General features: G+C 61.8%; 10 protein-coding genes. 6 read left to right on the forward strand and 4 right to left on the reverse strand.

The genetic code is table 11. The features are described from left to right. Positions 1-41 precede the first annotated feature (41 nt). Entirely contained in the window at positions 42-2,840 is a 2,799-nt protein-coding gene (gene polA / locus ACR0C6_RS15405; protein WP_480446628.1) for a DNA polymerase I, read from the forward strand. A gap of 20 nt (positions 2,841-2,860) precedes the next feature. Here the strand turns inward: polA and ACR0C6_RS15410 are convergent, their stop codons facing one another. Then, a complete protein-coding gene (locus tag ACR0C6_RS15410; RefSeq protein WP_171117031.1) occupies positions 2,861-3,091 on the reverse strand; it encodes a DUF2798 domain-containing protein in 231 nt (76 codons plus the stop codon). Between the two features lie 74 nt (positions 3,092-3,165). Beyond that, the gene (locus tag ACR0C6_RS15415) at positions 3,166-3,921 is read right to left on the reverse strand and encodes a hydroxypyruvate isomerase family protein (RefSeq protein WP_480620044.1); all 756 of its coding nucleotides are present in this window, start codon (positions 3,919-3,921) and stop codon (positions 3,166-3,168) included. A gap of 182 nt (positions 3,922-4,103) precedes the next feature. Here ACR0C6_RS15415 and ACR0C6_RS15420 point away from each other — a divergent pair, with 182 nt between their 5' ends. Next, positions 4,104-5,048: a DMT family transporter gene (locus ACR0C6_RS15420; protein ID WP_480620046.1), complete on the forward strand. Its 945-nt coding sequence runs from the start codon at positions 4,104-4,106 to the stop codon at positions 5,046-5,048. Here the strand turns inward: ACR0C6_RS15420 and ACR0C6_RS15425 are convergent. Continuing rightward, a complete protein-coding gene (locus ACR0C6_RS15425) occupies positions 5,031-5,606 on the reverse strand; it encodes a DUF1285 domain-containing protein (protein WP_480620048.1) in 576 nt (191 codons plus the stop codon). The two genes, ACR0C6_RS15420 and ACR0C6_RS15425, sit on opposite strands and share 18 nt — an antisense overlap. 64 nt (positions 5,607-5,670) lie before the next feature. Between ACR0C6_RS15425 and ACR0C6_RS15430 the strand changes: the two genes are divergently transcribed. From ACR0C6_RS15430 to ACR0C6_RS15445, 4 genes are read left to right on the forward strand one after another with little or no spacing between them, the layout of a single operon-like run. Next, positions 5,671-6,678, forward strand: coding sequence for an AAA family ATPase (locus tag ACR0C6_RS15430; RefSeq protein ID WP_152459465.1), 1,008 nt, complete (start codon positions 5,671-5,673; stop codon positions 6,676-6,678). Continuing rightward, complete coding sequence (locus ACR0C6_RS15435) at positions 6,675-7,550, forward strand: DUF58 domain-containing protein (RefSeq protein WP_480446632.1); 876 nt, start codon at positions 6,675-6,677, stop codon at positions 7,548-7,550. Before ACR0C6_RS15430 ends, ACR0C6_RS15435 begins: the two co-directional genes overlap by 4 nt. Next, a complete protein-coding gene (locus ACR0C6_RS15440; protein WP_480620050.1) occupies positions 7,547-10,309 on the forward strand; it encodes a DUF4159 domain-containing protein in 2,763 nt (920 codons plus the stop codon). The genes ACR0C6_RS15435 and ACR0C6_RS15440 overlap by 4 nt, the downstream gene beginning before the upstream one ends. Further along, positions 10,306-12,348 (forward strand): hypothetical protein, encoded by a 2,043-nt coding sequence (locus ACR0C6_RS15445; RefSeq protein ID WP_480620052.1) that lies wholly within the window; start codon positions 10,306-10,308, stop codon positions 12,346-12,348. Before ACR0C6_RS15440 ends, ACR0C6_RS15445 begins: the two co-directional genes overlap by 4 nt. Here ACR0C6_RS15445 and pbpC read toward each other — a convergent pair. Beyond that, the gene (gene pbpC, locus ACR0C6_RS15450) at positions 12,345-14,381 is read right to left on the reverse strand and encodes a penicillin-binding protein 1C (RefSeq protein WP_480620054.1); all 2,037 of its coding nucleotides are present in this window, start codon (positions 14,379-14,381) and stop codon (positions 12,345-12,347) included. The two genes, ACR0C6_RS15445 and pbpC, sit on opposite strands and share 4 nt — an antisense overlap. Positions 14,382-14,392 lie beyond the last annotated feature (11 nt).

A 14,392-nucleotide genomic window follows, 5' to 3' on the forward strand; every position in this document is an offset into this window, starting at 1 on the left:
CCCTGTGGCAGAACCATCCCTGACCGACAGGGAGCGCGCGCATGAGCAATTTCGGAAAAGGATGTCACCTGCATCTTATCGACGGATCGGCCTTTATTTTCAGGGCCTATCACGCGCTGCCTCCGCTGACCCGCAAGTCGGATGGTCTGCCGATTGGGGCGGTGTCCGGGTTCTGCAACATGCTTCAGAAATATGTCGAAGGGAACACCGGGCCGGATGCGCCAACCCATGTGGCGGTGATTTTCGACAAGGGGTCGCACACATTCCGGAATGATCTGTACGACCTGTACAAGGCCAACCGCGAAGCGATGCCCGAGGACCTGCGCCCGCAAATTCCACTGACCCGCGAGGCGACAAAAGCGTTCAATATCGCCTGCAAGGAACTCGAAGGCTATGAGGCCGACGACATCATCGCCACCCTGACCGTGCAGGCGCGCGAGGCTGGGGGCCGCGTGACCATCGTAAGCTCTGACAAGGATCTGATGCAGTTGGTCGGTGACGGCGTCGAGATGCTGGATGCGATGAAGAACAAGCGTATCGACCGGGACGGCGTGATCGAGAAGTTTGGAGTTGGCCCCGAGCGCGTTGTGGATGTTCAGGCGCTGGCCGGGGATTCCGTTGACAATGTGCCGGGCGCTCCGGGCATTGGCGTTAAAACGGCGGCCCTCCTGATCAATGAATATGGCGATTTGGAAACGCTGCTGGATCGCGCGGAAGAAATCAAACAGCCCAAGCGCCGGCAGACCCTGATCGAAAAGCGCGATCAGATCGAACTGTCGAAGAAACTGGTGCAGCTGGACGAGAACACACCGGTGGATTTCACGCTGGATGACCTTGAAGTGAGAGAGCCCGATGCCGAGACCCTGCTGGGTTTTCTGGCGGATATGGAATTCCGCACACTGACCAAACGGATCGCCGACAAGCTGGGGGCCGAAGCACCGGCCATCGCCGACGCTCCGGCGCCTGCGTCCAAGGAAGTTGAGGCCGAGACGATCCCGTTTGACGCGGCAAAGTATGAATGTGTCCGTGATGCAGCGGCTTTGCAAAAATGGATCGATCAGGCCCATGAACGAGGCTGGATCGCGGTTGATACCGAAACCACCGGTCTGAATGAAATGATCGCCGATCTGGTCGGTATTTCGCTCTGTGTCGAGGCCCGCGAAGCCTGTTACATCCCGCTGACCCACCACGATGGCGCGGCGGATGATCTGTTCGGGTCGGACGCGCTGGCTGAAGGGCAAATGCCGCTGGATGAGGCGCTGACGCTGCTGAAGCCGGTGCTTGAGGATCCGTCGATCATCAAAATCGGGCAGAACATGAAATACGATGCCAAGATTTTCCGGCGTCACGGTATCGATGTGACCCCCATCGATGATACGATGCTGATGTCCTATGCCATGCATGGCGGTGAGCACGGGCACGGTATGGATACACTCTCGGAACGGTATCTCAGCCACACGCCGATCCCGATAAAGCCGCTGCTGGGGTCAGGCAAATCTGCGATCACCTTCGACAAGGTGCCGATCGACGAGGCCACCGCCTATGCCGCCGAGGATGCGGATATAACGCTGCGCCTGTGGAAACTGTTCAAACCACAATTGCACCGGGTGCAGGTGACGACTGTCTACGAGACGCTCGAACGACCACTTGTGCCGGTTCTGGCCGAGATGGAGATGCATGGCATCAAGGTCGACCGTGATGTGCTGAGCCGTATGTCGAACGCCTTTGCCCAGAAAATGGCCGGTTTAGAGGCTGAAATCCACGAGTTGGCGGGTGAGAATTTCAATGTCGGTTCCCCCGCGCAGTTGGGTGAGATCCTGTTCGACAAGATGGGTCTGGAAGGCGGCAAGAAGGGCAAGACCGGCAAGTACTCGACCGGGGCCGATATCTTGGAAGATCTGGCGACCGAGCATGAACTGCCGCGCAGGGTGCTGGATTGGCGGCAACTGTCCAAGCTGAAATCAACCTATACCGACGCGCTTCAGACCCATATCAACCCCGACACGGGCCGGGTGCACACGTCTTATGCCATCACCGGGGCGAATACCGGGCGTCTGGCTTCGACCGACCCCAATTTGCAGAATATCCCCGTGCGCACCGAGGAGGGCCGCCGCATCCGCGAGGCCTTTGTCGCCGAGCCGGGCAATGTTCTGGTCAGCCTCGACTACAGCCAGATCGAACTGCGCATCCTGGCGCATATCGCCGACATTTCGACCCTGAAACAGGCCTTTGCCGATGGTCTGGACATCCACGCCATGACCGCGTCGGAGATGTTCGACGTACCGCTGGACGAGATGACGCCGGACATCCGCCGTCAGGCCAAGGCGATCAACTTTGGTGTGATTTATGGCATCTCGGGTTTCGGCCTGGCGCGCAACCTGCGCATACCGCGGGCCGAGGCACAGGGTTTCATCGACCGCTATTTCGAACGCTTTCCGGGCATTCGCCAGTATATGGATGACACGGTGGCATTTGCCAAAGAGCACGGCTATGTCCAAACCCTGTTCGGGCGCAAGATCCACACGCCCGAGATCAACGCCAAGGGGCCGCACGCAGGATTTTCGCGCCGGGCGGCGATCAACGCGCCGATTCAGGGCACGGCCGCGGATGTGATCCGGCGCGCGATGGTGCGGATGCCGGGCGCGATCAACGGGCTGCCCGCCAAGATGCTGTTGCAGGTCCATGACGAACTGTTGTTCGAAGTCGCCGAGGATTCCGTGGATCCGCTGATCGACGTGGCGCGCGAGGTGATGGAGGGTGCCTCGGACCCGGCGGTGAAACTGGATGTGAAGCTGAGCGTGGATGCCGGCCAGGGCGCGAACTGGGCCGAGGCGCACTAGCGCCAAGTCAACCTTCCGGGTCAGCCCTGCGGCCTGACCCACCCTTCGACCATACGTTTGACCGAAGGTCCAAGGACCAGGATCACCGTGAACGCGATAGGCCAGCAAAAGGCCCAGGACGCCATCCAGTCACCCAGCGTTTCAGGATGGAACCCCACTGCCTTGACCGTAGCGATCCCGGTGACAATGCACGACATCAGCCCTGACATGATCAGACCAAAGATGGCATGAGCAAAGCGGGCAGGGATCATATCGGTCATCCTTAAAAACGGTTTGCCCGTTTTGTGCGCCTTTCGGGCAGCGAATTCCAGACCAATGAACGGCGTTAACGTCGCATCCAAGCCAGGGTCGCATCTGTTCGAGCGGTAGAAGGCGCGTATTCGGCGCTGACCCAACCGGTGTAACCAGCTTCATCCATTGCCGCGAAAAGCTGCGCGAAATCCGTAGGCCCGCGTCCCGGTTCAGAACGTTCGGGGGCGGCCCCGATCTGGGCGTGGACAACACTGGGGTGAAAACGCTCCCAGACGGCCAGCGCGTCGCCGTGGATCATATGTGCGTGAAAACTGTCATATTGCAGACCGACATTCGGGCGATCCACGAGGCCCAGTACCTCGGTTGCCAGATTATAGTCGTTCAAGAAATAGCCGGGTTGGGACATCGGATTGAGGGGTTCGATCGTGAAAGTCTGCTGCGGTGCGAAATCGGCGGCCCATTGTAAGTTTTGCACGAAGCAGTCCAACGCATCCGTCCCGGCTGCGTATCCGGACATGATATGAATGAAGCCCGGACGCAGCACCTGAGCGTAGCGCAGAACGCGGCGGATATCAGACTGAAACCGGGACGCACCGCCGGGGATGGCGGCATAACCCGGCACGCCACCGGTATAATTCGGCGGGGGCGCGTTGATCAGAACCAGTTCGAGCCCGTTGGCCAGCAAGGCACGCCGGGTTTCTTTTGCAGCAAGTTCGTACGGAAACAGGATCTCGACCGCCTTGAACCCGGCATCTGCAGCTGCCTGAAACCGGTCCAGATACGGAAGTTCGGCAAAGAGCAAAGAGATATTCGCGGCGAATTTTGGCATAGGCGGCCCACGGATTTCAGGTGGCCCGACCTTATCCGCGCGTTGATTTCTGTGAAAGTGACAGAAAACGACAGTTTGTCGAAATTCGACCAGATCGACCCGATGAAATCGGAAACGCTTCCTGCATTGCGGCGAATCAATTTTCTGACGCCGTGCCAATGGAAGGTTTGAAAACGATGGCGATGAGCCCAGACCCCGTCCGCGGGAACAGCCTTTCTGCGCCGACGGGACAGCATTCTGCCTTGTCGGGCAACGGGTTGGCCGTGGCTTCGATGCTGACATGGGCGGCCGGGTTTCCGGCGGCCGAGGTGCTGTTGCAAACATGGCCGCCCGTCGCCCTGTTGGCCGCGCGACTGGCGCTGGCCGTGTTGGTGATGGTGCCGGTCTGGGTGATTCTGGACGGGCCGCGCCGGGTTGTTTCAGCCCGCTGGGGTCATGCAATGACCGTCGGCGGCCTTGGAATCGGGTCGGGAATGTTCCTGTTGATCTTGGCGCAAAAGCTGACCGACCCGGTGACGGTGGCAATCATCGTCTCTTGCGCACCTTTGGTGGCCACATTGCTTGAATTGGCTGCTGGCACACGCCGGCTGAAGTGGAATTTTGCGCTGGGCGTAACTGTATCGATTGTCGGCGGGTTGATCGCCACCAGCGCCTTGGCCCCGGCCCAGTTGGGTCTGGGCGCGGCCTGTGCGGTTGGATCAACGGTGCTATTTTGCTGGGCCAGCATGGCAACCGCCCGGGATTTCGCCGAACTGAGCCAGACCGGACGCACGACGATCACCTTTGTCGGAGGGCTGGCCATGGCATCGCTGCTGGTTTTCGGATCGGCGCAGTTTGGTCTGGACGTGATGCCTGCAACTGCGTTCGACATGCAACAGGCAGGCATGCTGATGATCTATGCGCTTATCTCAATGGGTCTCAGCCAGGTATTTTTCATCACCTCCGTCGGCAAGCTGGGCGTGGCGCTGGCCTCTTTTCACATCAATGTTGCCCCGTTCTACGTGATGCTGATCATGCTGATGCTGGGGGACGAATGGAACTGGACCCGGGCATTGGGTGCGAGCATTGTTGCAATGGCTGTCGTGCTGGCACAGGATCGCGCGCCACGGTTAGCTCAGGTCGGCTGAGGGGATCAGGCCAAAGAACTGCCCGCCTGACCAAACACCGAACCAGCCGTCATGGTGCGTTCCGATCTCGACGAGGCGGTAAAAGCTTTTGCGGTCTATCCGAGCTTCGAGGTTGTCGCGGATCAATATGTAGGGTGAGGGTTCGTCTGTTTCAGGGTCTATAACAATTCGGATCGGATGATCAGCTCCGGCCACAGCCCTGTCGCCAACATGGGTTGTGAAGGTCAAGGACTGGTCCTTTCCATCCCCGTCCTGGTCGAAATCCACAGCGACAAACGGCGCGTCTTCGACAGTGATTCCCACCTTCTCGACCGGGGTGACGAGGAAGTACTTGCCGTCTTCCTTATTAAGAATTGAGGAAAAAAGCTTCACAAGCTCGAAACGGTTGATGGGTGAGCCTAAATAACTCCATGTGCCATCTTTTGCGATCTTGATGTCCAGATCGCCGCAAAACGGAGGATTCCAGAGGTGAACGGGCGGTAAACCGTTGGTTTTGGCCGCTTTGACCGATGCCGCCAGACCATCTGGCGACGGTTTCACAGGTTTTTGTCCGCTCATTGCTTTTGCCATTTCCTCTCAGCGCGATACACTTCAATTATAATAGTCCACGGAAGGGAAAGTCATGACCGAACCTGCCGACCTCGTAGCCGAGATCGAAGCGCTGGAAAACAAGCTGCAAGAGGCCAAGGCCTCGATCACCCGCCGCTTCATCGGGCAGGAGAGGGTCGTGGACCTGACGCTGACCGCGCTGCTGTGCGGCGGCCATGCCCTGTTGATCGGTCTGCCGGGTTTGGGCAAGACACGCCTGGTCGAGACTTTGTCGACGGTGATGGGCCTGCATGGCAGCCGCATTCAGTTCACGCCCGATCTGATGCCCGCCGATATTCTTGGGTCCGAGGTTCTGGACACTGCCGACGATGGCAGCCGCCATTTCCGGTTCATTCCCGGCCCGATCTTCTGTCAACTGTTGATGGCGGATGAAATCAACCGGGCAAGCCCGCGGACACAATCGGCGCTGTTGCAGGCGATGCAGGAACGCACCGTTACCGTGGCAGGTGAAGATCGTTCATTGGGTACGCCGTTCCACGTGCTGGCAACGCAAAACCCGATTGAGCAGGAAGGCACCTATCCGCTGCCCGAAGCCCAGCTTGACCGGTTCCTGGTGCAGATTGACGTCGAATACCCCGACCGCCAGACCGAGCGGGATATTCTGCTGGCCACGACCGGGGTTGAAGAGGAAGAGGCGCATCAGATTTTCAGCAAGGAAGAGTTGCTGGCTGCGCAGGTCTTGTTGCGCCGGATGCCGGTCGGAGAATCCGTCGTTGAACTGATTCTTGATCTCGTGCGGGCCTTCCGCCCCGAAGAACCCGGTGTGTCCGAACGGGTTGCCGAAACCGTGGCCTGGGGTCCGGGCCCCCGTGCCGCGCAGGCGCTGATGATGACGGTGCGGGCGCGTGCCATGTTGCAGGGACGCCTGGCACCAAATGCCGAGGATGTTCTGGATATGGCGCGCCCGGTGCTCAGCCACCGGATGGCACTGAACTTTGCGGCAAGGGCGCGTGGTGACAGCCTTGCAGAGCTGATTGACTCGACCGCTGTCGGGCTGATCCGGACCGAGGCCGCGGCGTGAATGCCGAGCTGACCCTTCGCGAAAGATCCGAAGCCGAGGCATCACGGCTGCCGCCCCTCTTGGCGCGGGCCGAGCACTTGGCCGGAACCGTTCTGCTGGGCGACCACGGTCGACGGCGGTCCGGGATGGGGGATGATTTCTGGCAATACCGCCCGGCGCAGGTCGGCGACAGCCGTCGCATGATCGATCACCGCCGCTCGGCGCGGGGGGATCAGCAGTTTGTACGTGAACGGGAATGGCAGATCGCGCAATCCGTAATGCTATGGGTCGATCAGGGGGCTTCGATGCGGTTTGCGTCCGACAAGATCCTGCCGACCAAGGCGGATCGCGCGCGGCTGTTGGGGCTGGCGACATCCATCCTTCTGGTGCGCGGCGGTGAACGCGTAGGTCTGACCGGCACCACCTTGCCGCCCCGGCGCGGCAATGCGCAGATCATCCGGCTGGCGCAGGCCTGGTCCGAGGATAATCAAGCGGATTACGCCCCGCCCGAACACCGCGCCATGATCCCTCATGCCCGCGCCGTGTTCATCTCGGATTTTCTGGGCCCCATGGATGAGGTTGAACTTGCCCTGACCAAAGCCGCCGACCGTGGCGTGCGCGGCGTAGTTCTGCAAGTGCTGGATCCGGGTGAAGAGTCGTTTCCCTATCGCGGGCGCACCATTTTCGAAAGCGTCGGAGGGTCTGTCCGACACGAAACGCTCAAGGCTGCCGAGCTGCGGGACCGTTATCTGGAACGCCTGGCGCACCGCAAGGACGCGCTGAGGCAACTGTGCCGAGCGACGGGCTGGCAACTGGGCCTGCACCACACTGGCGACAGCGCGCAAGCGGCTCTGTTATGGCTTTATCGGGCCTTGGATGGGGGCACGCGATGACGGTTATGGCGGGCATCGGCTTTACCGCGCCATGGGTGTTGCTGGGTCTTCTGACCCTGCCGATCCTGTGGCTGATCCTGCGCGCTGTTCCGCCCGCGCCGATCCGCCGCTTGTTCCCGGCGGTCACGCTGCTGTTGGGCCTGAAGGACGACGAAAGCGTATCCGACCGCACCCCATGGTGGCTGCTGCTGCTGCGGATGCTGGCGGCGGCTGCGATCATCATCGGGCTGGCAGGGCCGGTTCTGAACCCGTCACGGGATGAAACCGGAACCGGGCCGCTGCTGCTGGTGCTGGACGCCAGTTGGGCCGGAGCCGCGCGCTGGCCGGCGACACTTGACCAAATCGACACGCAACTGTCGGAGGCCGGGCGCGCGGGCCGAACGGTTGCGATTTTGCGCCTGACAGAACCGGAAACACCGGTATTTCAGGCTGCGGAAGCGTGGCGCGGGCGTTTGCCTGGGCTGACCCCGAACCCCTGGCAGCCGAATGCGGATCAGATTGCTCAGACCATTGCCGCGTTGAACGCCGTTGACGGCGGATTTGATACCCATTGGTTCAGTGACAGGCTGGACTATGCAGACCACGCTGAACTGGTGTCCAGCCTTCAGGCGCGCGGAGATGTGACGGTCTATCAGGCGGCCTCCCGGCCCGTTGCGATCCGGCCTGCGGCCTATCAGGACGGGCTGATCCAATTGGCCGTTCAGCGCGCGGGCCCCGGACCGGAAGACCGCGTGACGGTATTGGCGCAAGGCCGTGATCCGGCGGGCACGGCCCGGGTGCTGCATTCCGTTGAGCTGACCCTTGAAGCCGGCGAAACCACGGCGCAGGCCGATCTGGCGCTGCCGTCGGAATTGCGCGCCCGTATCACGCGGTTTGAAATACAGGGCCAACGGTCCGCCGGGGCCGTGACTTTGACCGATGACAGTCTGCGCCGGCGCGAGGTTGCGCTGATTGCCGGAACCCGCAACCGTGAAGGGCTGGAGCTGTTGTCACCCCTGCATTACCTGACGCAGGTCCTGGTCCCGACCGCGGATTTTGTCGATGGCGGCCTGCTTGAGGTTCTGCCCGCCAACCCGGATGTGATCGTCCTGTCGGACGTGGCGCAGGTGTCGGAGCCAGAAGAGGCCGCTTTGATCGAATGGGTCGAACAGGGCGGGCTTCTGCTGCGTTTTGCCGGTCCGCGCATGGCGGCCAGCGATCTGGGCAGGGACACCGAAGACACCCTGTTGCCGGCGCGGCTGCGCAGCGGTGGACGATCCGTCGGCGGTGCGATGAGCTGGGGCGAAGCCAAGACGCTGGCTCCATTCCCCGAAAGCTCTCCGTTTTTCGGCCTGGATATCCCAAAGGACGTGGTCGTTTCGACCCAAGTCATGGCTCAACCAGACCCTAACTTGGCGGATCGCGTGATTGCTTCGCTGTCCGACGGAACTCCGTTGGTGACACGCAAGGCTTTGGGGCTTGGGCAGGTGGTGCTGTTTCACGTCACTGCGGATGCCGAATGGTCCAGCCTGCCGTTGTCGGGCCTGTTCGTCGAGATGCTGGATCGTTTGGCCGTGGCTTCGGCGGCCAAGTCGCGGCAAGAATCGCAACTGCAAGGCACCACGTGGGAGCCGGTTCAGATCATGGACGGGTTTGGCGCCCTGTCAGATGCCGGAACCCTGGCCGGTGTGGATGGTGTTCAGCTGATCTCGGGCCGGATCGGGCCAGATTTGCGTCCGGGTCTCTATGAAAGCGGAAAGCAGAAGCTGGCATTGAACGTGGTATCGGAAGAAACCGAGCTGCGCCCGGTGACCTGGCCCGCCAATGTGCCGATCAAAGGGCAGGAGGTCAGCACGGAAGCCCCGCTTGGTGGCCTGTTGCTCAGCCTCGCACTGATCTTGCTGACGGTTGACGTGATTGCCTCGCTGGCCTTGTCGGGCAGGCTGGGTCTGGCGCGAACGGCGGCTGCCGCGCTGGCCGCTTTTCTGCTGGTGCCGGATGTTCAGGCGCAGACGCCCGAAGATACCGAATTTGCCCTTGCCGCAACGCAAGAGCTTGTGCTGGCGCATGTGCTGACCGGTGAGGCGCAGGTGGATGACATTGCCGAGGCCGGATTGCGGGGCTTGGCGCAAACCCTGTTCTTTCGCACCTCTGTCGAACCGGCGGACCCAATCGGCGTGGATCTGGAACGAGACGAACTGGCATTCTTTCCGCTTCTCTATTGGCCCATTACGCCGAACCAGCCGCAACCTTCGGCCGAGGCGTATATCAAACTGAACGCCTATTTGCGTTCGGGTGGGATGATCCTGTTTGACACGCGCGATGCGGATATTGCCGGTTTCGGCGCATCCAGTCCGAATGGCCGCAAGTTGCAGCAACTGGCCGGACCGTTGAATATCCCTGCATTAGAGCCGATACCCCGCGATCATGTCCTGACCAGAACATTCTATTTGCTCCAGGATTTCCCGGGCCGCTATTCCGGCGCAGAAGTCTGGGTCGAAGCCGCGCCCGGGGATGCAGAACAGATCGAAGGGATGCCATTCCGAAATCTCAATGACAACGTGACACCGGTGGTTATCGGCGGCAATGACTGGGCCGGGGCCTGGGCCGTGGATCGCAACGGCCAGGCCCTTTTGCCTGTCGGTCGTGGGTATGCCGGGGAACGGCAACGCGAACTGGCCAATCGTTTTGGCGTCAATCTGGTGATGCACGTGCTGACCGGGAATTACAAATCCGATCAGGTCCACGTGCCCGCCCTTTTGGACAGGTTGGGACAATGACCGGAACCGTCATATTCGACCCGCTGATCCCGTGGCCGCTTTTGGCTGCTGTGGGGGCGATTGCCGCTGTCGGAGTAGCTCTGGCCTTGTGGCGCGGCTTGTCGGGCTGGGCCCTGCGGGGATTGGCGGCCCTGGTTGTCATCGCGGCACTGTCCGGTCCGGTCTATCAAGTCGAGGACCGCGCGCCGCTGACGGATATCGTTTTGATGATCGAGGATGAAAGCGCCAGCCAGACACTTTCGGACCGGGCCGAACAAACGGCGCAGGCCGCCGAAGACCTGGCCGCCGAGATCGAGGCGCGGGACAATACGGAACTGCGCCGCATTCGGGTCGGCGACGGTGAAGGTGATGAGGGCACGCAGGTCATGGCCGCCCTGAATGAGGCCCTGGCCGAAGAACCGCGTGCGCGCATCGCGGGCATTCTGGTGGTATCGGACGGGATCGTGCACGATGCCGATCAGGCCCCGGAATTGCCGGCGCCGATGCATCTGCTGCAAACCGGGCGTGCGGACGACTGGGATCGCCGGCTTATCGTCCGAAATGCGCCTGCTTTTGCCATCATCGGTGAATCGGTGACTTTGACCCTGCGCGTTGAAGACAGCGGAGCAGCCCCCGCGGGTGCCGCGACAGCGCCGTTGGAGATTTCCGTGGACGGTGGTGAGCCTCAGCAGCTGAGTATTCCAATCGGTCGGGATGTCGAACTGCCTGTCACCTTGCCTCATGGCGGGCGCAACGTGATCCAGTTTTCCGTGCCCCTGGCCGAAGGCGAGTTGACCGACCGCAACAACACCGCGCTGATCCAGATGAACGGCGTTCGGGATCGCCTGCGCGTTCTGCTGGTCTCGGGCGAGCCGCATCCGGGCGGGCGCACATGGCGCAATCTTTTGAAATCCGACAGCTCGGTCGATCTGGTGCATTTCACCATCCTGCGCCCGCCCGAGAAACAGGACGGCGTGCCGGTGGACGAATTGTCTTTGATCGCCTTCCCGACACGCGAGTTGTTTCTGGAAAAGATCAACGATTTCGATCTGATCATATTCGACCGCTACAAGCGGCGCGGCATCCTGCCTGCGATCTATCTGGACAACGTCACCAGTTATATCAATGACGGCGGCGCGGTTCTGATTGCGGCCGGTCCCGATTTCGCCGGAGCTGACAGCATTTTCCGGTCGCCGCTGGCGCCGATCCTGCCGGCGCAACCTTCTGCGCGTGTCTTCGAGGAACGCTTTGTTCCGAAGGTCAGCGAGTTGGGTCAGCGCCATCCGGTGACAACAAATCTTGGCGATTCCGAGGATTGGGGGGCCTGGTTGCGCCAGATCGATGTGAACCATCGCTCGGGCGAGGTTCTGATGACGGGCATTGACGAACGCCCCCTGCTGGTTCTGGACCGAGTGGGCGAAGGGCGTGTTGCGATGCTGGCTTCGGACCACGCCTGGCTGTGGAGCCGTGGCTTTGAAGGTGGCGGCCCGCAACTGGAGCTTTTGCGCCGGCTGGCCCATTGGATGATGAAGGAACCCGAACTCGAGGAAGAGGCGCTGTGGGCCGAAGCCAACGGGCAGTCCATGCGCATCATTCGACAGACGCTTGGGGATGATGTGGGCCCGGTGACTGTGACGCGCCCGAACGGCGAAACGCTGGAAATCACCTTGCAAGAGGTCTCTCCGGGGCGGTTCGAAGCGCAATACTATGGGCCCGAGATTGGTCTTTACCGTTTGCAGGAAGGTGACCACATGGCCGTCATCGGACTTGGTCCCGCCGCGCCGAAGGAGTTTGAACGCACCATCGCAACGGGGGATGTTCTTGAACCGGTTCTGGCCGGCATGCGGGGCGGCGTGATCCGGGTGGAAGATGGGTTGCCGTCGATCCGCAACGTGCGCGCCGGGCGCCCGGCGACAGGTCGGGGCTGGATCGGTCTGACCCCGCGCGACGCCTACGAGACACGGGATGTTACCCAGGCGGGTCTGCTGCCACCTTGGCTGGTTTTGCTGTTGGCAGGAGGTTTCCTGTTGGGCGGTTGGCTGCGCGAGGGGCGGCGCTAATCGATCCTGATTGACGCCCTGTCGGATTGACCTTGCGCATCCACCACGACAAGTGAGGTGAAGCCGGTCCCCGGATTGGGGATTTCGAACTCTCGTCGCCGCTGCCCGGTCAGCACCGGCACGCCATCCGCCAGTACGGAAAACGGCCCGACGCCGCCACGCAGTTTGACCGTCAGAGGTGCTCCTGACGTCTCTAACACGGCGTTATCGGGCGGGAACAGCAGGTCTGGCGCCGAGGGATCATCCTTGAAAGCTGTCGTGCGGGGGCGAAATCGCTGCAACGGCTGAGGCAATTGGGCCGCGCCCACAAGCAGGGTCGAAGGCGGCGGCGGGCGCAGGGGAGTGAGGTCGGGTTTCAACAGGTTGAAAGCCTCGGCCAACAGGGGTGCGGCAAGGTCGCCCCCGAATGCACCGGGAACAGGCGTTCCATCGGCGCGGCCCAGCCAGACCCCTATGACGTGCTGCCCGTCAAAGCCGATGGCCCAGGCATCGCGGTGGCCATAAGACGTGCCGGTCTTGTAGGCCAGCGACCCTGTTGCACCACCTGCCGGTGGCGCAAGCCCGGCCAGAATGTCCGAAACCTGCCAGGCCGAGGTTTCCGACAGAACGCGCCGGGTACGCCGGGCGTCTGCCAGAACGTCATGATGCAGGATCGGGCCTGTGCCGCCAGCTGCCAGAGTGGCGTAAACCTGTACCAGATCGCGCAGGTTCAACCCCACGCCACCCAAAGAAATTGCCAATCCGGGTGTTGCGCCATTCAGACGTGGCTCTGACCCGGCCAACCGCAAAGCCGTCATCAACCGAGCGGGCCCCAGCTCATTCGTCAGGCGCACTACGGGGATGTTCAGCGACAGCTGTAGGGCGTCCCGCACCCGGACATCGCCACGGAAGGCGCCGTCGAAATTGCGCGGTGCGTATCGGCCAAACATCACGGGGCTGTCGCTGATCAGGGTCTCGGGATGGGCCAGCCCCTGATCGAAGGCCAGCCCGTAGACCAGAGGTTTCAGGGTCGAACCGGGTGACCGTACGGCCCGGGTCATATCCACGAACCCCTGACGGGCATCTTGGTACCCGGCAGATCCAACCGATGCCAGAACCTCGCCGCTGCGATGGTCGGCCACGATCAGAGCCCCGGAAACGCGTGGTCCGACGCGGGTGGCGGCCTGGGCTACCAAGGTTTCCAGCCGGGCCTGCAATCCGGCATCCAGGGTCAGATCGAAGGCCTGGATAGCGGGTGCTTGCCGCCTTTCGCGGTCAGTCAGATGCGGTGCAAAGCGTGGAAACGGATTCATCCGATCCGGAAGGGGTTCGGTCATGGCCGCACGCGCTTGGGCATCGGTCAGGACGGTGTGGCGCACCAGCCTGTGCAGAACCCGGTCGCGGGCCTGTCGGGCAGCCTCTGGCCTGCGATCCGGGCGCCGGGCCTCGGGGGATTGCGGCAACGCAACCAACAGGGCGCTTTGCGCGGGGGTCAGCCGCGTGGCGTCCTTTCCAAACCACGCGCGGGCGCCGGCACGGAGCCCTTCCAGATTGCCACCATAGGGGGCATGGGTCAGATAAAGGTTCAGGATTTGCTGTTTGCTCAGACGCCGCTCCAACGCCAATGCGACTCTGATCTGGCGAAATTTCCCGCTCCAGCGCCCGGTTGGGCCATCTTCGATCAACCGCGCCACCTGCATGGTCAGGGTGGACCCGCCCGACACGTTACGCCCGTTCCACAGGCTTTGCCCGGCAGCCCGCAGCATCGCGATGAGGTCCACTCCGGCGTGGGTCCAGAACCGTTTATCCTCGTACCGGATCAGCATAGCGATGAAATCCGGGTCAACTGCGCCGGGCCGCAGCCTCCAGATGCCATCCTCGACTGGAAACGCCCGCAAAAGCTCGCCATTCCGGTCCCGCATCTCGACCGAAGTTTCAGCCAGAACGGAAGGCAGCGTTGTGGCATCGACCCAGCGGTCAACACCATCCCGTGCCAGTGCCGTCAGGTAGAGTGCTCCGGCCAGCGCAAACAAGAGCCGCGACCGCCTAGGCATGACGACCACCC

The organism is Ruegeria sp. AL12, assembly GCF_056540885.1.

Coding starts and splice junctions, on each gene's coding strand:
- ACR0C6_RS15430 (WP_152459465.1), top strand. CDS start 5,671: ATGACCGAACCTGCCGACCTCGTAGCCGAGATCGAAGCGCTGGAAAAC.
- ACR0C6_RS15420 (WP_480620046.1), top strand. CDS start 4,104: ATGAGCCCAGACCCCGTCCGCGGGAACAGCCTTTCTGCGCCGACGGGA.
- ACR0C6_RS15445 (WP_480620052.1), top strand. CDS start 10,306: ATGACCGGAACCGTCATATTCGACCCGCTGATCCCGTGGCCGCTTTTG.
- ACR0C6_RS15440 (WP_480620050.1), top strand. CDS start 7,547: ATGACGGTTATGGCGGGCATCGGCTTTACCGCGCCATGGGTGTTGCTG.
- pbpC (WP_480620054.1), bottom strand. CDS start 14,381: ATGCCTAGGCGGTCGCGGCTCTTGTTTGCGCTGGCCGGAGCACTCTAC.
- ACR0C6_RS15415 (WP_480620044.1), bottom strand. CDS start 3,921: ATGCCAAAATTCGCCGCGAATATCTCTTTGCTCTTTGCCGAACTTCCG.
- ACR0C6_RS15425 (WP_480620048.1), bottom strand. CDS start 5,606: ATGAGCGGACAAAAACCTGTGAAACCGTCGCCAGATGGTCTGGCGGCA.
- ACR0C6_RS15410 (WP_171117031.1), bottom strand. CDS start 3,091: ATGATCCCTGCCCGCTTTGCTCATGCCATCTTTGGTCTGATCATGTCA.
- polA (WP_480446628.1), top strand. CDS start 42: ATGAGCAATTTCGGAAAAGGATGTCACCTGCATCTTATCGACGGATCG.